The 16,928-nt window shown below is 69.0% G+C and carries 16 protein-coding genes and 1 pseudogene; 12 read left to right on the top strand and 5 right to left on the bottom strand.

Annotated features, from left to right (window positions below):
* Positions 1-68: 68 nt before the first annotated feature.
* Positions 69-2,597 carry an ATP-dependent Clp protease ATP-binding subunit gene (locus SROT_RS02175; protein ID WP_013137376.1) on the top strand — a complete coding sequence of 843 codons (2,529 nt, stop codon included), beginning with the start codon at positions 69-71 and terminating at the stop codon, positions 2,595-2,597.
* A 53-nt stretch (positions 2,598-2,650) separates the two neighbouring features.
* Positions 2,651-3,568 carry an alpha/beta hydrolase gene (locus SROT_RS15910; protein WP_013137377.1) on the top strand — a complete coding sequence of 306 codons (918 nt, stop codon included), beginning with the start codon at positions 2,651-2,653 and terminating at the stop codon, positions 3,566-3,568.
* Here the strand turns inward: SROT_RS15910 and SROT_RS16330 are convergent.
* Positions 3,449-4,207, bottom strand: coding sequence for a hypothetical protein (locus SROT_RS16330; protein WP_013137378.1), 759 nt, complete (start codon positions 4,205-4,207; stop codon positions 3,449-3,451). The two genes, SROT_RS15910 and SROT_RS16330, sit on opposite strands and share 120 nt — an antisense overlap.
* Positions 4,208-4,283: 76 nt before the next feature.
* Here SROT_RS16330 and SROT_RS16335 point away from each other — a divergent pair, with 76 nt between their 5' ends.
* The 4 genes from SROT_RS16335 (at position 4,284) to SROT_RS02200 (ending at position 8,402) form a co-directional block, all read left to right on the top strand.
* Entirely contained in the window at positions 4,284-4,703 is a 420-nt protein-coding gene (locus tag SROT_RS16335) for a hypothetical protein (protein WP_013137379.1), read from the top strand.
* Between the two features lie 186 nt (positions 4,704-4,889).
* Positions 4,890-5,711, top strand: coding sequence for a HoxN/HupN/NixA family nickel/cobalt transporter (locus SROT_RS02190; RefSeq protein ID WP_013137380.1), 822 nt, complete (start codon positions 4,890-4,892; stop codon positions 5,709-5,711).
* Between the two features lies 1 nt (position 5,712).
* Positions 5,713-7,071: a TIGR01777 family oxidoreductase gene (locus SROT_RS02195; protein WP_013137381.1), complete on the top strand. Its 1,359-nt coding sequence runs from the start codon at positions 5,713-5,715 to the stop codon at positions 7,069-7,071.
* Positions 7,068-8,402, top strand: coding sequence for a cryptochrome/photolyase family protein (locus SROT_RS02200; RefSeq protein WP_013137382.1), 1,335 nt, complete (start codon positions 7,068-7,070; stop codon positions 8,400-8,402). Before SROT_RS02195 ends, SROT_RS02200 begins: the two co-directional genes overlap by 4 nt.
* Before the next feature lie 6 nt (positions 8,403-8,408).
* On the opposite strand, the gene SROT_RS02205 is transcribed toward SROT_RS02200, so the two are convergent.
* Both SROT_RS02205 and SROT_RS02210 read right to left on the bottom strand, forming a co-directional pair.
* Positions 8,409-8,900 (bottom strand): TspO/MBR family protein, encoded by a 492-nt coding sequence (locus SROT_RS02205; RefSeq protein ID WP_041407571.1) that lies wholly within the window; start codon positions 8,898-8,900, stop codon positions 8,409-8,411.
* 17 nt (positions 8,901-8,917) lie between these two features.
* The gene (locus tag SROT_RS02210; protein WP_013137384.1) at positions 8,918-9,865 is read right to left on the bottom strand and encodes an HhH-GPD family protein; all 948 of its coding nucleotides are present in this window, start codon (positions 9,863-9,865) and stop codon (positions 8,918-8,920) included.
* Between the two features lie 25 nt (positions 9,866-9,890).
* Between SROT_RS02210 and SROT_RS02215 the strand changes: the two genes are divergently transcribed.
* Positions 9,891-10,550: a hypothetical protein gene (locus SROT_RS02215; RefSeq protein ID WP_245535340.1), complete on the top strand. Its 660-nt coding sequence runs from the start codon at positions 9,891-9,893 to the stop codon at positions 10,548-10,550.
* A 27-nt stretch (positions 10,551-10,577) separates the two neighbouring features.
* Here the strand turns inward: SROT_RS02215 and SROT_RS02220 are convergent, their stop codons facing one another.
* Both SROT_RS02220 and SROT_RS02225 read right to left on the bottom strand, forming a co-directional pair.
* Positions 10,578-11,993, bottom strand: a complete 1,416-nt coding sequence (locus SROT_RS02220; protein WP_013137386.1) for a DNA repair protein RadA — start codon at positions 11,991-11,993, stop codon at positions 10,578-10,580.
* 70 nt (positions 11,994-12,063) lie between these two features.
* Entirely contained in the window at positions 12,064-12,636 is a 573-nt protein-coding gene (locus SROT_RS02225) for a hypothetical protein (protein WP_013137387.1), read from the bottom strand.
* 262 nt (positions 12,637-12,898) lie between these two features.
* On the opposite strand from SROT_RS02225, the gene SROT_RS02230 reads away from it, so the two are divergent.
* From SROT_RS02230 to rlmB, 5 genes and pseudogenes are all read left to right on the top strand, one after another.
* Positions 12,899-13,387, top strand: coding sequence for a CarD family transcriptional regulator (locus SROT_RS02230; protein WP_013137388.1), 489 nt, complete (start codon positions 12,899-12,901; stop codon positions 13,385-13,387).
* Positions 13,388-13,412: 25 nt separating this feature from the next.
* Positions 13,413-14,072 (top strand): annotated as a pseudogene (gene ispD, locus SROT_RS16945) (2-C-methyl-D-erythritol 4-phosphate cytidylyltransferase); the annotation flags it as partial.
* A gap of 42 nt (positions 14,073-14,114) precedes the next feature.
* On the top strand, positions 14,115-14,612 hold the full coding sequence (gene ispF / locus SROT_RS16950) for a 2-C-methyl-D-erythritol 2,4-cyclodiphosphate synthase (protein ID WP_245535421.1): 498 nt from the start codon (positions 14,115-14,117) through the stop codon (positions 14,610-14,612).
* The gene (cysS, locus tag SROT_RS02240; RefSeq protein ID WP_013137390.1) at positions 14,609-16,012 is read left to right on the top strand and encodes a cysteine--tRNA ligase; all 1,404 of its coding nucleotides are present in this window, start codon (positions 14,609-14,611) and stop codon (positions 16,010-16,012) included. Before ispF ends, cysS begins: the two co-directional genes overlap by 4 nt.
* Positions 16,012-16,902, top strand: a complete 891-nt coding sequence (rlmB, locus tag SROT_RS02245; protein WP_013137391.1) for a 23S rRNA (guanosine(2251)-2'-O)-methyltransferase RlmB — start codon at positions 16,012-16,014, stop codon at positions 16,900-16,902. The genes cysS and rlmB overlap by 1 nt, the downstream gene beginning before the upstream one ends.
* The last annotated feature ends 26 nt before the right edge of the window (positions 16,903-16,928 follow it).

Genomic DNA, 16,928 nt, shown 5'->3' on the forward strand with positions numbered 1-16,928 from the left:
TGGAGAGAGTCGTGGAGACGTCGGGGTCGCGACAGCTTCTGACGGCGCACAGAGAAGGGTGATACAGAATGTTTGAGAGATTTACCGACCGCGCACGTCGCGTTGTGGTCCTGGCCCAGGAAGAGGCCCGGATGCTCAACCACAACTACATCGGCACCGAGCACATTCTGTTGGGCCTCATCCACGAGGGCGAAGGCGTCGCGGCGAAGTCTTTGGAGTCCTTGGGGATCTCCTTGGAGGCCGTCCGCAGCCAGGTCGAGGAGATCATCGGCCAGGGCCAGCAGGGCCCCTCTGTGCACATTCCCTTCACGCCGAGGGCGAAGAAAGTGCTGGAGCTGTCCTTGCGCGAAGCGCTGCAGCTCGGCCACAACTACATCGGCACCGAGCACATCCTGCTCGGGCTGATCCGTGAGGGCGAAGGCGTCGCGGCGCAGGTCCTCGTCAAACTCGGGGCCGACCTGTCGCGGGTGCGCCAGCAAGTCATCCAGTTGCTCTCCGGCTACTCCGGCGGCGGCAAAGAGCCCGAGGCCGCCGGGGCCGGCGGCCGGGGCGGCGAGGCGGGCACCCCGTCCACCTCGCTGGTGCTCGACCAGTTCGGCCGCAACCTCACCCGCGCCGCGCTCGACGGCAAGCTCGACCCCGTCATCGGGCGCGAGAAAGAAATCGAGCGCGTCATGCAGGTGCTCTCGCGGCGGACCAAGAACAACCCGGTCCTCATCGGCGAGCCCGGCGTCGGCAAAACCGCCGTCGTGGAGGGCCTCGCGCAGGCCATCGTGCACGGCGAGGTCCCCGAGACGCTCAAAGACAAGCAGCTCTACACCCTCGACCTGGGTTCCTTGGTCGCGGGCAGCCGGTACCGGGGCGACTTCGAAGAACGGCTCAAGAAAGTCCTCAAGGAGATCAACTCCAGGGGCGACATCATCCTTTTCATCGACGAGCTGCACACTCTGGTCGGCGCGGGCGCCGCCGAGGGCGCCATCGACGCGGCCTCGATCCTCAAGCCCAAGCTGGCCCGAGGCGAGCTGCAGACCATCGGCGCGACCACGCTCGACGAATACCGCAAGTACATCGAGAAGGACGCCGCGCTGGAGCGCAGGTTCCAGCCGGTCCAGGTCGGGGAGCCCTCGGTGGAGCACACCATCGAGATCCTCAAGGGCCTGCGGGACCGCTACGAGGCCCACCACCGCGTGTCCATCACCGATTCGGCGCTGGCCGCCGCGGCTTCCCTCGCGGACCGCTACATCAACGACCGGTTCCTGCCGGACAAGGCCATCGACCTCATCGACGAGGCGGGCGCGCGGATGCGCATCCGCCGCATGACCGCGCCCCCCGACCTGCGCGAGTTCGACGAGAAAATCGCGAACACCCGTCGGCAGAAAGAGTCCGCGATCGACGAGCAGGACTTCGAGAAGGCGGCTGGCCTGCGCGACACGGAGAAGAAGCTCGTCGCGCAGCGCGCCGAACGGGAGAAGCAGTGGCGCTCCGGCGACATGGACGTCGTCGCCGAGGTGGACGAGGAAGAGATCGCGGAGGTGCTGGCCAACTGGACTGGCATCCCCGTCTTCAAACTCACCGAGGAAGAAACCGCCCGTCTGCTGCGCATGGAGGACGAGCTGCACAAACGGATCATCGGCCAGCGCGACGCCGTCGCGGCGGTCGCCAAGGCGATCCGGCGCACCCGCGCGGGCCTGAAAGACCCCAAGCGCCCGTCCGGCTCGTTCATCTTCGCCGGCCCCTCCGGCGTCGGGAAGACCGAGCTGTCCAAGGCGCTCGCGAACTTCCTGTTCGGCGAGGACGACGCGCTCATCCAGATCGACATGGGCGAGTTCCACGACCGCTTCACGGCCTCGCGCCTCTTCGGGGCTCCTCCGGGCTACGTCGGTTACGAAGAGGGCGGCCAGCTCACCGAGAAGGTGCGCCGCAAGCCGTTCTCCGTCGTGCTGTTCGACGAGATCGAGAAAGCGCACCACGAGATCTACAACACGCTGTTGCAGGTGCTCGAGGACGGCCGTCTCACCGACGGCCAAGGCCGCACCGTGGACTTCAAGAACACAGTGCTGATCTTCACCTCGAACCTCGGCACCTCCGACATCTCGAAGGCAGTCGGCTTGGGCTTCAGCTCGGGCGAGGGCAACACCTCGAACTACGAGCGGATGAAGCAAAAAGTCCAGGACGAGCTCAAGAAGCACTTCCGCCCCGAGTTCTTGAACCGCATCGACGAGATCGTCGTCTTCCACCAGCTCACGAACGAGGAGATCGTGAAGATGGTGGACTTGATGATCACTCGCGTGGCCGCGGCGCTCAAGGCGAAAGACATGGAGATCGAGCTCAGCGCGCAAGCGAAAGGGCTGTTGGCCAAGCGCGGCTTCGACCCGGTGCTCGGCGCCCGTCCGCTGCGCCGGACGATTCAGCGCGAGATCGAGGACCAGCTCTCGGAGAAGATCCTCTTCGGCGAGTTCGGCGCCGGGCAGAAGGTGCTTGTGGACGTCGAAGGCTGGGACGGCGAGTCCGCGGGCGAAGACGCCAAGTTCGTCTTCCGCGCGGCCGCAGCCGCCGAGCCGGTCCTCGCAGGCGCTGGGGAGCCCGCTGGCGAATAACGCCTGCTGGCCGAGAACGGCAGACACCGCGGTGGTTCGAGGGAACCAGGGAAATGTTTGACCAGGCTGTGGCTTCGGCGCGGATTTTTGAGCACAAGGCCAGACATTCCGGCCGGAGTCCTGGCCTCGGCCGGACCATCCTGCTGCTGCACGGTTTGATGGGCCGGGGCAGCACCTGGTTCCGACATGTGCCGTGGCTGCAAGAGCTGGGACGGGTCATCACGTATGACGCGGCCTGGCATCAAGGACGCGACGTCGACGGCGGCAGCGTCGCGACAGAACGGTTCGTCGCAGAAGCGGCGGCCGTGCTCGAAGCGCACGCGGACATGCCAGCCGTGGTGATCGGCCATTCCATGGGCGGGCTGCACGCGTGGTGTTTGGCCGCCGCCCGGCCGGACCTGGTGCGAGCGCTCGTCGTGGAGGACATGGCCCCGGATTTCCGAGGCAGGACCTTGGGGCCGTGGGAGCCGTGGCTGCGGAGCTGGCCTGTGGACTTCCCCGACGCCGCATCGGTGGATTCGCTTGTGGGCGAGGTCGCCGGACGGTATTTCCGCGAGTCCTTCGACCGGCTCCCCGGCGGCGGCTACCGATTGCACGGGCACATCGACGCGTGGTGCGCCATCGCGGCGCAGTGGGGCGAGCGCGACTATTGGCCGGAATGGGAGGCGGTTTCGGCTCCGGCATTGCTGATCGAGGCCACAGGGGGCGTCACCCCGGAGGGCCAAATGCGCGCGATGGCGCAGCGCAAGCGGGACCAAGGCGGCCCGCTCGTCCGGCACGCCGCCCTCGACACGGGCCACCTCGCGCACGACACCGAGCCGCAGGCGTGCCGCCAGCTCGTGGCCGCGTTCTTAGCCCAAGACGTTGACCGCTCGGGCCACGACGAGCGCCATCGTGGCGAGCGCGACCATGCTTTGCGCCGCCATGAGTGCTTTGGCCCAATGGGTGAGCGGCATGGTGTCGGTCGGTGAGAACGCCGTCGCGTTCGTGAAACTCACATAGAAGTAGTCGAAGAACCGGGGAACCCAGTTCTTCGGGGCGAGCCTGCCGAGGGTCATTTGCGGGAAGAGGAAGCTCGGGTTCGGATGTCTGCCCTCGTGCCGGGCGAACGGGCCGCCCCGGTCCAAGAGCCAGTACCAGATGCCGTACGCGATGATATTCGTGACGTAGACGGCAGCGCCGCTGCCCAGGAGGCTCACGGCGTCCTTGCCGGTGCGCCCGGTGAGGATGTTCTCGTCCAAAAGGGCCGAGGAGACCGCGTTGTCGACGCTGATGCCCGCGACCAACGCGATGCTGAATGCTCTGCTGAGCTTGGGGTGTCGAGTCAGCCGAATCGGGTTGAGCACGATCAGGACCACGAGGAGAACGCTTTCGAGCCCGAAGAGCAGCCATCGCGGATGCAGGGCGTACGAGTCCGCGACCGCGAGTTGCAGCGCCACGGCCACGAGCATCGCCGCCAACACAGGCAACCGGTTCTCCGGGTTGTGCGGGCGAAGCCACGACGGCGTGTGTTCTTCGAGCTCGGCGGCCAAGTGGGCGGTGCTCCCGGCGGCTTTGCGGGCGCCATGGGGCGGACGCCTCTGTCCGGGCTCCTCATCGGCGGTGCTCATGGCAGCATGGTACCGTCCAGCAGGAGGCGAAGACGAGGACGCAAGCACGGGACCGTGCGGACGGAAGAGGGCGCGAATGGCTCACGACGACGTGGAAAACCCGGACGCCGACGACACGGCGGCGCGGTTCGAGGAGAACATGCGCGCGGGGGAGGCGTTGCAACCCGCGGACGTTCGAGCGGCCGCGGCCCGCTACCGCCACCTCGCCGACGGGATACTGGATCACTTCCACAACCTCGCCGCCACAGCGGACGATTGCGAGGAAGAAGTCCCCGAAGGGCTCGACGATCTGCAACGCAAGGCAGAGCATCTGCGTGGCTACGCGGATCGGCTGCTGGACTTCGCGGATCGGGCCGAGGAGGCCAAATCGGTCGTCGCCCGCCTGCGGGGCCTGCCCTCGGCGCAGCTCAGCGAAAAGGACAAGCACGAGCTGGCGAAGTCTCTGCGGGATTTGTACGAACCATTGCCGCAGATGTTCGGGCTGGACGAGCACTAGGCCGAGACGACCAAAGGCCACACCCGGCCGCCGCGCGTCGCGATGAGGCCGAGAAGATCGGGTTCCTCGGCGGTCGGGATGGACGGGGGAACCATGCGACCGAGTGCGGGTGTGCGCAGAGCTCCAAGACAACCGGTTGCTCCGACAACATCGGCGGCCAGCCAGCGGCGCTGCTAGTCTGGCCGAATGCTGCATTTCGGCGTGCTCGTGACCGCGTTGCTCCTCGGCGTCCGGCACGCCTTCGACGGCGACCACATCACCGCGATCGACAACGTTGTCCGTCGGCTTGTGGCCAAAGGGCGCAGCGCGCGGACAGTCGGGACCTGGTTCGCGCTCGGCCACTCCGCAGTGGTGTTCCTCATGGCGGTGGCCACCGTGGCCGGGGCGAAGTTCGCGGGTTCGCTGCTCGATGAGCATTCCCCCGCCCGGCGTGCGCTCGGGCTCTTCGGTTCCCTCGCCTCCGTCGTGTTCCTCCTCGTCCTGGGCCTGATGAACCTGCGTGTGCTTGTCGCTGCCTTCCAGGGACGAGAGCGCCAGCCGGGCGGCTGGCTGCTCCAACGCGCCCAACTCGTCACGCAGCCGTGGCAGATGTTCTTCGTGGGCTTCCTGTTCGGCCTCGGGTTCGACACCGCGTCGGAGATCGCGCTTTTGGTGTTGGCCGGGGCCGCCGCCGCGAGCGGGGCCTCGGTGTGGCTGGCCCTTGCGATCCCGGTGTGCTTCGCCGCCGGTATGACGTTCTTCGACACCCTCGACGGCTGGCTGATGGGCTACGCCTACCGCGGCGCTCTTCGCGACGAGCGCGCCGCGCGGTGGTACAACATCGCGATCACGGGTCTTTCCGTGTTCTTGGCCCTCGGCGTCGGCACGGTCGAGCTGGTCGGGCTGATCGCGGGCGAGGACATCGTCGATCTGGAGCACGTCGGCTACGTCGCGGTCGCGCTGTTCTTCGCGCTCTGGGCGGGATGGTTTCTCCTCGCCGCGCGCCGCCGAAATCCAGTAGAGTTGTGACGTGCGTTATAAGGTCAGCAGTGTTGTCCAGGCTCCGCCGGAGGAGGTCTTCGCGTGGTTCGCCGCGCCCGGAGCCGCCCAACGCCTGACGCCGCCATGGTCGGGCGTGCGGTTCGAGCGGGAAGCCGACGACCTGGCAGACGGCCGGGCGGTGCTGCGGCTCCCTCTCGGCGCGCGTTGGACCGCGGAACACGACCCAGCGGGCTTTGTCCCCGGTCGGCAGTTCGTGGACGAAGCCAGCTCCTTCCCCGTCCGCCAGCTCACCGGCGGATGGCGGCACGTCCACACCTTCACGCCGGTCGGCGACGGCGCGACCTTGGTCGGCGACGAGGTGTCCAGCTTCGCCCCCGGCCGTGTGCTGCGGCCGGTGTTCGCTTTCCGCCACCGCCAGCTCGCCGGGGACCTCGCCGCGTTGCGCCGCGCGCGGGCCTGGCGCGACGCCCAGGCCCCGCCGCTCACCGTCGCGGTCACCGGTTCGGGCGGCACCGTCGGGCAAGCCCTGTCCGCGCTGCTCACCACCTCGGGGCATCGGGTCGTCAAACTGGTCCGGCGCGGCCCGCGACACCCCGGCGAGCGCCGCTGGGATGTGGACGAGCCCGCGGCGGACCTCCTCGACGGGGTCGACGTCGTCGTCCATTTGGCGGGCGAGTCGATCGCGGGCCGTTTCGACGCCGAACACCGCCGCGCCGTGTTCGACAGCCGGGTCGGGCCCACCCGGAAACTGGCCGAACGTGTGGCGGGTTCGAAGTCCACGAGCGCGCTGGTCTGCGCGTCCGCGGTCGGTGTGTACGGGGCGGATCGCGGCGACCTCGCGCTGGACGAGGACGCGGAGCGGGGCGACGGCTTTTTGGCCGAGGTCGTCGTGGCCTGGGAATCAGCGTGCGCGCCCGCCAAGGAGGCGGGCACGCGGGTGGCGCATATCCGGACCGGCGTGGTGCAGTCCGGGCAAGGCGGCGTGCTGCGCCTGCTGTGGCCGTTGTTCTGGCTCGGCCTCGGCGGAAAGCTCGGCGACGGCGCGCAATGGTTGGCGTGGATCGCGCTCGACGACCTGGTCGACATCTACCGGCGCGCGGTTGTGGACGAGGATCTGCGCGGCCCGGTCAACGCGGTCGCGCCGCAGCCGGTCCGCAACGCGGCGTACACCAAGGCGTTGGCCGACGTCCTCGGCAGGTTCGCCGTCCTGCCGGTGCCGAAATTCGGGCCGAGGCTGCTCCTCGGAGCCGAAGGGGCCGCTGAGCTGGCGTTCGCGAGCCAGCGTGTCGTTCCGGCCCGACTCCAGAAACTCGGCCACACGTTCCGTTACCCCGCCATCCGAGAAGCCCTCGCCCATGAGTTGGGGCGAGAGACGCCGCCCGAATGAGCCGACCCGACCTCTGCTGGTTCCGCCGCGATCTGCGCCTCGCCGACCAGCCGATGCTGCTGGAAGTCGCCAAAGAGGCGGTGGGGCTGTTCGTCCTCGACCCCCGTTTGACGCGAGGCAGCGGACAAGCCCGGCTCGACTACCTGTTCAGCGCCCTCGCCGCGTTGGACGAAACGCTCGGCGGCAGGCTGGTCGTCGCCGAGGGGGATCCTGCGCGCGTCGTGCCGGACGTCGCGCGCGAGCTCAACGTCGGAGCTGTTCGCTGCACCGAGGACTTCGCGCCGTACGGCCGCGCGCGGGACGCGGCGGTGGCCGCTGCGCTCAAGGCGCAAGGCCGCGAGCTGCGCCCGGCGGGCTCACCGTACGCGATCAGCCCTGGCCGGGTCCGCAACGGCTCCGGCAACCCCTATCGGGTGTTCACCCCGTTCCGGCGGGCTTGGTCCGCGCATGGTTGGCCTCGGCCCGCCCAAACGGGCGCCGACTCCACGCGCTGGCTCGCCGCCGAGGTCTCGTGCCAGACGGAGCTTCCCTCGCCCCGGTTGGTCCGCGAGGCGGGTGAGCAGGCGGCGGCGGCACGCTGGACGGCGTTCCTCGAAGGAGCCCTGGCAGGGTACGCGCAGAACCGGGACTTCCCCGCCGTGGACGGCACGAGCAGGCTGTCCGCCCACCTGAAATTCGGCGCCCTGCACCCCCGCACGCTTTTGCGGGATATCGCAGCCGCGGACGCGGACGACACGGACAAAGACGTGTTCGTCACCGAGCTCGCGTGGCGCGACTTCTACGCCGATGTGCTCTCGCATCATCCGCGCACCGCCTGGCACAATGTGGACCGGCGCTTCGACAGGTTCGCGTGGAGCGATTCGCAAGAGCATTTCGCCGCCTGGCAACGCGGCGAGACCGGGTACCCGATCGTGGACGCGGGGATGCGGCAGTTGGCCGCCGAGGGCTGGATGCACAACCGGGTGCGGATGATCACCGCCTCATTCCTCACCAAAGACCTGCATCTGCCCTGGCAATGGGGCGCGCGCCATTTCATACGGCTTCTTGTGGACGGGGACCTCGCCTCCAACAGCCACGGCTGGCAGTGGACGGCGGGCACCGGCACGGACGCCGCCCCGTATTTCCGGGTGTTCAACCCGACTGCGCAAGGCAAGAAGTTCGACCCCGGCGGGGAATACATCCAACGCTGGGTTCCGCAGTTGCGCGACATGCCGGGGCCCAAGGCCCACGAGCCGAACCCGAGGCCGGCGGGCTACCCGCCGCCCATCGTGGACCACGCGCAGGAGCGCGCCGAAGCGTTGCTGCGCTATGAGGCCGTCAAAGGACGCTGACGCCGCTCACTTGTTGAGCCGCCAGGCGGACCAGTTGAGCGCGGTCGCGAACGTGGCCCAGGCGAGATAGGGGACCAGAAGGGCCGCGGCAAGCGGGCTGCGCCGCGCGAAAAGGCGAACGGTGGCGACGATGGCTCCCCACAGCAGCACGATGTCGACGAAGGCTGCTCCGCGTTTGCCCAGACCGAAGAACAACGGCGACCATATGGCGTTGAGCCCGAGCTGCACCGCGTAGGCGCGCAACGCGGGGCGAGCCCCCTCGCGCGGCTCTTCGCGCCACACAAGCCACGCCGCGACCGTCATCATCGTGTACAGCGCTGTCCACACCGGGCCGAACACCCAGCCCGGCGGAGCCCAGGGAGGCTGGCGCAGTTTGGCGTAGTCTTCCCGCGCGCGGACCGAGGCCGCTGATCCAAGCCCGGCGACCGCCGTCGTGGCCAGCGCCGAAGCTGTCAGCGCGAGCAAATCCTGTCGTTTGTCGCTGGACGCGTTGTTCATGAGCAGAGTGTACGGGGTCACTCTGCTGCGTTGGCTCGTCCGTCTGCCGCGCCGAGCGCGACGCGGCCCCCGTCGGCGACGTGGACGAGCCCGTCCTCCACCAGCGAGCGGAGCGCCCGCTCGCGCTGGACCGGGTTCGCCAGCCACGCCTGATCCAGCTCCGCTTTGCGCAGCGGCTCGGCGCTGGCGCGCAGCGCGGCGAGCAGGGCGCCTCTCGCTTGCCGGTCGCTGCCCGCGTACCTGGGCGCGCGCCGCGCGGCGGGCTCCGGCGCTGCGGGCTTGCCCGCGCGCGCCCATCGGCACGGGTGGACAGGACAGGCGGCGCAGTTCGGGGCGTGCGGCAGGCACACGGTTTGGCCGAGCTCCATGAGCGCGGCGGACAGCGCGCTCGCCGCCGCCGGGTCCTGCGGCAGCAGGGCGAGCGTGTCCGGCAGGTCTTGTGCCCGCGCGGGGCCGTCGGCCTCGCCGCGGCGGACACGGCACAGCACCCGACGAACGTTCACATCGACGACCGGCGCGCGTTGTCCGAACGCGAACGCGAGCACCGCTCGTGCCGTGTAGGCCCCGACTCCGGGCAGCGCGAGGAGCGCGTCGAGCTCATCGGGCACCTCGCCGTCGTGCTCAGCCACGATCACGCGGGAGGCTTCATGCAGCCGCGCCGCCCGCCTCGGGTAGCCGAGCCTGCCCCATGCCCGGAGCGCTTCGGCGAGCGGCTGGGCTGCGAGCGCCGCAGGAGAGGGCCATCGGCAGACCCACTCCTCCCAGATCGGGCGCACCCGGTCCACCTGGGTCTGTTGCAGCATGATTTCGCTGAGCAACACACCCCACGGGGTGACTCCCGGTTCCCGCCAGGGCAGTGCTCTCGCGTGCTCTCCGAACCATCGGATCAGCGCCTGCGCCGCCTGCGGCCACCGGCCCCCGTCGGAGAATTCGAATCCGCTTGGGTGTGCCGCGCTGGAAATCATGTCGTCACCGAGTAGTGTCGGTTCCGTGGCTGCAGCGTCTCGAAATAAATCCCTGCCACCGGAGGTGTACGTGCGGCGGCGGTCGTTGGCTTTGGGGGTCGGCGCGATCATCCTGGTTGCCATTATCGCCGCTGTCTTTGTTTTCGCGCGCCAAGGGGGCGCGAAACCGCCGGTCCGCTCGACGGCCCTGCCGTCCGCCAACGCTTCGTCTTCGCAATCCGAACCGCCTGCCGCGTCCTCGGCGGACGCTCCGCCTCCGCCGTCGCCGACCCTCGCCCAAGCGGGCCAGTTGTGCTCGGACGATGTGCTGGCCGTGGTCGTCTCCGCGGACAAGGCGACCTATAACGTCGGCGAGCAGCCGAAGTTCAAGGGCGTGGTCACCAATGGCTCCGCCCTTCCCTGCCAACGGGATGTCGGGGACGGCATGCAAGCGTTCATCGTCTCCACGCTCGACGGTTCGGATCGGGTGTGGTCGAGCCAGGACTGCGCTCCGACGAACGGCCAGAGCTTGCAGATGCTCAAACCTGGCCAGCAGGTCGCTTTCCAGGCCACATGGACCGGCAAGACCTCGTCGCCCGGCTGCCAAGAGGAGCGGGTCGACATCCAGCCGGGCTATTACCGGGTCGTGGCGCAGCTTGGGCAGAAAGTCTCCGCGCCGGCCACGTTCAACGTCGTCGCCCCGTAAAGCCGCTCCAGGCCGCTGCGGGCAGTGTTAGACCGCTGCGGACAAGGGCTCGCCTCGGGTTTGTTCGGCTATGGCGTTTTTCGCAGGCGAAGCCTCTTTCCTGCCGCGCAGCTGGGCGAGCGCCATCGCGGTGGTCGACACGGTCATGAGCGTCAGGCCTGTGGCTGATTTCTGGTCTCGACCGAGTTCGCCGCCGGCCGGGACGATGGCGCTTTTCCTTCCGAGCCGCGCGGCTTCGGCGAGGCGTTGCTCCGTCGCGGTCACCGGGACCGCCTCGCCGGTGAGCGCGACCTCGCCGAAGACGACGAGGCCCAAGGGCAGCGCCTCGCCGACGGCGGCCCCCGCGATCGCGAGCGCGATCGCGAGGTCGGCGCTCGGCTCGTGCATGGACATCCCGCCCACGGTCGAGAGGTACACGTCCTTCTCCCTCAGATCCAGGCCGCACCGCGCGGAGAGCACGCCGACAATTTTCGCCACCCGGTCCGAGCGCAGGCCGCTCACCACGGTCTTCCCGCCGCGGGAGGACGGGGCCACCAGCGCCTGGACTTCTCCGAGCAAGGGGCGTCGGCCATGCATCACCACGGTCGCCACCGAACCGGCGACGGGGTGCTCGCGTCGTCCGATCAGGAACGAGCCGGGGTCGGCGACCCCCGAGATCCCGTGCTCGTTCTGCTCGAAGCAGCCCACCTCGTCGCTCGGGCCGAACCGGTTCTTCACCCCGCGCAACAGGCGCAGCCGGGAATGCTGTTCGCCCGCGAACGTCAACACCACGTCCACGAGGTGCTCCAGGAAGCGGGGTCCCGCGATCTCGCCCTCTTTGGTGACGTGGCCGATGAGCACGACCGATATGTCGAGGGCTTTGGCGAGCGCGCTGAACCGGCGAACGGCCTCTTGGATTTGGCTGATCGCGCCGGGGGCCTCGCCCGCGCAGCGGAGCATCTGCACCGAATCCACCACCACCAGCTCGGGTGTGTGCTCGACACAGCTCGCCAAGATCGCTTCCAACTGGGTTTCGGCTGTGAACAGGACTTTCTCATGCACGGCCCCGATGCGTTCGGCGCGAGCCCTGGCTTGCGCAGGGGATTCCTCCCCGGAGACGTACAGGCAGCGGCGCCCGGCGAGCGCCCATTGTTTCGCGGTCTCGAGCAGGAGCGTGGACTTGCCCACTCCCGGCTCGCCCGCCAAAAGCACCACCGAGCCCGCGACGAGCCCTTTGCCGAGCACCCGGTCGAATTCGCGGACGCCGGTGGGCCGCGTCAACGCCTCCGAGCCGAGTATCTGCGTCATCGGCTCCACGGACGCCGCGCGCCCCTCGGCGGTTTCGCAGATCGGCACCAGGCTCGCCCATGCGCCGCAGCGAGGGCATCGGCCAAGCCATTTCACCTGGATGGAGCCGCATTCGCCGCAACGGTGCCGGCTTTCTTGCGCGCTTGTTCTCGCCATGCCCCACAGTGTCGCAGCAGGGTCTGACAAGAACGGGGGCCGGCGAAGCTCGCCCGCCCCCGCCGAGGCGTCAGTCCTTCTTGGCGGGGCTTTCGCCCTTGCCGATAATCGGCACCGGGCCCTGGAAGCTCGTCCGCTTCTCCTGCGGGAAGTCCGGGTCGTGCGACGGCGGCGCGACGACGTTGAATTCGATCTTCACGGAAAGCCCCGGAGCCAGTTGCTCGCCCGCCATGTCCAACGAGGGGCTCGGGGCGAAGTCAGCCCGCGCGATGCCCGAGGCGTCGGCCGGGACTGGCCCGACCTGCAGGCGGCCCTGGGCTGGGATGTCTTTGTTGGCCAGCGCGGAGAGGTTCTGCCGCTTGCCGGAGGGGTACACGACGGTGACCGAGCTCAGGCGCACCAGGCGGATCGAGGGGTTGACGGCGACGAAGGACAAGGAGCCCTCCTGCCCGGAAACGGCGATGTACGCGTTGCGCACGCCGACCCCGTCCAGGTCGGAGTTGATCGACGTGCCGTCGATGGCGGCCAGCTGCGAACCGGTCTGGGTGTTCCAGCCCGCCGAGCAGGAGCAGAGCGCAGCGGCGGCGGCCAGCCCTGCCACGAGCGCCAGCAGTGGACGTCGCTGGTTGGTGGTGACTGCCATCGTCTGTCCTCCGGTTGGTTCGGGATTGCCTGATCGACTTTGCGGATTACTGTAACCGGTGCTCGCGTGGAAGGTCGGAGGAGGTCGTCCCCGGCCCGCCGCCCGCCCGGCTGGCGCTCGAGGGTATCCTGGGAAATGGGTATGACATGAATCACGGATCGTATCGGCGCAGTTCTGCGCGGCCCTTCAGGGGGCGCGGAGCCGGGGACGGGCGGACTTCGGCCGCTGGTAAGATCGATGGAGTGAAAGGTGAGCGTCGCGTATGAACTTCAAAATTGGGGACACCGTCGTCTATCCGCACCACGGAGCCGCGCTTGTCGAGGCTATCGAGGTCAGAACCATCAAAGGGGTGGAAAAGGAGTACTTGGTGCTCAAAGTCGGCCATGGGGACCTGACCGTCCGCGTGCCCGCTGAGAACGCCGAGTACATCGGCATCCGCGACGTGGTGAGCGACGAGGGCCTCGACAAGGTCTTCAACGTTCTGCGCGATGTCCACACCGAAGAGCCGACCAACTGGTCCCGCCGATACAAGGCCAACATCGAAAAGCTCGCTTCCGGCGACGTGCACAAGGTCGCCGAGGTCGTCCGCGACCTGTGGCGCAGGGAACAGGGCCGGGGCCTGTCCGCGGGCGAGAAGCGCCTGCTCGCCAAGGCCCGGCAGGTGTTGGTCGGAGAATTGGCGCTGGCGGAGAGCTCGGACGACGCGAAAGCTGAGGGCCTGCTCGACGAGGTGCTCGCCCAGGCCTCGTAGCTCGTCGGGGCGACTCGTGGGAAAAGTGGCCGCGATCATTGTGGCCTCTGGGTCTGGCTCCCGGCTCGGCGCTGTCGACGAGGCAGGCGAGCCCTGCCCGAAAGCTTTCGTCTTCGTCGGCGGACACAGCATGCTTGCACGGTCGGTTTCCGCCGCGTGGCGCTCCGGGATCGTCGACGAGGTCGTCGCCGTGGTCCCCGCCGACCGGACCGCGCAGGCCAGGAGCGCCGTGGACCCAAGGACGCGGCTGGTCTCGGGCGGAGCCACCCGCACCGAGTCCGTGCGGGCAGGACTCAGCCAGATCGCAGCGGCAGACGTGGTGCTCGTGCACGACGCGGCTCGGGCGCTCGCCCCTGCGCAGCTGTTCCGATCCGTCGCCGAAGCCGTCGTGGCGGGACACGCCGCCGTGGTCCCCGCCGTGGGCGTGGCCGACACGGTGAAAGAAGTGGGCCCGGACGGCTCGGTCGTCCGCACGTTGGACCGCTCGTGTCTGCGCGGGGCGCAAACACCCCAAGGGTTCGCGGCGGATGTGCTCCGCCAAGCGCATCGGGGGGCCGTCGCGCGAGACGGAGCCTCGGAGCTGGACGACGCGGGCTTGGCGGAACTCGCCGGGGCGCGAGTGACGGCGGTCGAGGGCGACCCGCTGGCGTTCAAGATCACCACGCCCGAAGACCTCGTGCTCGCGGAGGCGTTGGCGCGCACAACGCGCGGAGGCGCCGTGGAGACGCTGCTGCCCAGGGTCGGCAGCGGGGTCGACGTGCATCCCATCGAGCTCGGCCGGCCTTGCTGGGTGGCGGGCCTGTTGTTCCCCGAATCCGACGGCTGCGCCGGTCACTCCGACGGTGACGTGGCCGCCCATGCGCTGGTCGACGCGGTGCTCTCGGCGGCAGGCCTGGGCGATTTGGGCACAGTTTTCGGGGTGGACCGGCCGCAGATGCGCGGCGCTTCCGGCGAGCTGCTGCTGACTGAGGCGCGCAAACTGGTCGAACAGGCCGGGTTCGTGATCGGCAACGCTGTCGTCCAAGTCGTCGGGAACACCCCCAGGCTCGGCCCCCGCCGGGTCGAGGCGCAAGAGCTGCTCAGCGCGATCCTCGGCGCGCCGGTGAGCGTCGCGGCGACCACCACGGACGGGCTCGGCCTCACCGGGCGCGGCGAAGGGCGTGCCGCCGTCGCGAACGCGCTGGTGTACCCCGCCAGCCCCAGAAACGCTAAGATCGCCGGGTGACCTTGCGCCTGTACGACACCCGCACCCGTGTGGTCCGGGAGTTCGCCCCGCTCAGACCAGGCCAGGTCTCGGTCTACCTGTGCGGCGCGACCGTGCAAGGAAAACCCCACGTCGGGCATTTGCGCAGCGCCGTGGTGTTCGACGTGCTGCGCAGATGGCTGTTGGCCAAAGGGTTCGACGTGCTCTTCATCCGCAACGTCACCGACATCGACGACAAGATCCTCGCCAAAGCCGCCGAAGCGGGCCGCCCGTGGTGGGAGTGGGCGGCCACGCACGAGCGCGAGTTCTCCAACGCGTACAACCGGCTCGGCGTCCTCCCGCCGTCGGCGGAGCCCAGGGCGACCGGGCACATCACCCAGATGACAACCTGCATCGAGCGGCTGATCGAACGCGGCCACGCCTACACCGGGGCGGGCGATGTGTATTTCGACGTGCGATCCCTCCCCGAATACGGGAAGTTGTCGGGACATCAGCCCGACGACGTGCACCAAGGCGAAAGCGCGGGGGCGGGCAAACGCGACCCGCGCGACTTCACCCTGTGGAAGGGCTCCAAGCCCGGCGAGCCGTGGTGGCCCACCCCGTGGGGTCCGGGGCGCCCCGGCTGGCATTTGGAATGCACCGCCATGGCGACGGCGTACCTGGGCTCGGAGTTCGACATCCACTGCGGCGGCATGGACCTCGTGTTCCCCCATCACGAGAACGAGCTGGCGCAAGCGCACGGGGCGGGGGACCAGTTCGCGCGGTTCTGGCTGCACAACGGGTGGCTCTCCCTGGGCGGGGAGAAAATGTCCAAGTCGCTCGGGAACGTGTTGTCCTTGGAAGAACTGCTCACCGCGGTGCGCCCCCAAGAGCTGCGGTACTACCTCGGCTGCGCGCATTACCGGTCCACTCAGGAGTTCTCGATCGAAGCAGTTGTCGAAGCCGCTGTGGCCTACCAGCGGCTCGAGTCCTTCGTCCTGCGGGCTGCGGAGCAGTTCGGCGAGATCCCTGTCGGGCAAGTGGCCGACGAGTTCGCCTCGGCGTTGGACGACGACCTCGCGGTGCCCAAGGCGCTCGCGGAGCTGCAGCGCCAAGCCAAACAAGGCAACACGGAGCTGGCGGACGCGGATCCGGCCGCCGCGGCCACAGCGGCCTCGGTGCGCGCCATGCTCGCCGTCCTCGGCTGCGATCCGTTCGACCCAATGTGGGCTTCGGGCCGAGAGCGCGAAGAAAAGGCGGCGTTCCGGGCGGTGGACGTCTTGGTGGAGGCCGAATTGTCCCGTCGAGAAGCGGCTCGAGCTGGCAAAGACTGGGCGACCGCCGACGATGTGCGGGACCGGTTGCGCAAGGCGGGAATTATCGTGACCGACGGGCCGGACGGCCCCAAATGGTCGCTTGAGACGAACGGAGGACAGCCCTGATGGCTCCTGGACCGAGACGGCGAGGATTGCGGGGCAAAGGCCCGACCCCGCCTGCGACCGCCCGGACCGGCCACCCAGCGGCGCGGCGGGCTGCCGCGCAGGAGGCCGCGAAGACGCGGGCCCGCGCGGTGCGACAGGCCGCCGACGCGCCGGAATGGGTGCTCGGGCGCAACCCGGTCCTCGAATGCCTCCGGGCGAAAGTGCCCGCCGTGGAGCTTTTGGTCGCTTCGGGGATCGACGCGGACGAACGAGTGGCCGAGAGCGTCCGCATCGCCGGGAACGTCGGTGTGCCCGTGACCGAAGTGGCTCGTTTCGAATTGGACCGGCGCTCCTCCGGCGCTCCGCACCAAGGGATCGGCCTGCGGGTCCGCCCATACGAGTACCACCACCCCGAAGACCTGCTCACCGAAGCGGAGAACTCCGGCAGACCCGCTCTTTTCGTGGCGCTCGACCACATTTCCGACCCACGCAACCTCGGCGCGGTGGTGCGCTCGGCGGCCGCGTTCGGCGGGCATGGGGTGCTCATCCCCAATCGGCGCTCCGCGAGCCTGACCGCCATCGCGTGGCGGACGTCCGCAGGAGCCGCCGCGCGTCTGCCGGTGGCCCAAGCGCCGAACCTCGCCCGCTCGCTCAAACAATGGCAGGAGCGGGGGTTGCTCCTCGTCGGCCTCGACGCGGAGGGCGACACCAGCCTCGACGATTTCACCGGGACCGAGCCGCTGGCCCTCGTGGTCGGTTCGGAAGGCAAAGGTCTTTCCCGGCTGGTGCGCGAAAGCTGCGACTTCGTCGTGTCCATCCCGATGTCCGGCCAGGTGGAGAGTTTGAACGTGTCGGTGGCGACCGGGGTGGTGCTCGGCGAGATCGCCCGCCAGCGGCGCAACGCGCGCTGAACGTCAGCGCTTTGCGGGGATGGTGA

This window comes from Segniliparus rotundus DSM 44985 (assembly GCF_000092825.1).
GTDB lineage: Bacteria > Actinomycetota > Actinomycetes > Mycobacteriales > Mycobacteriaceae > Segniliparus > Segniliparus rotundus.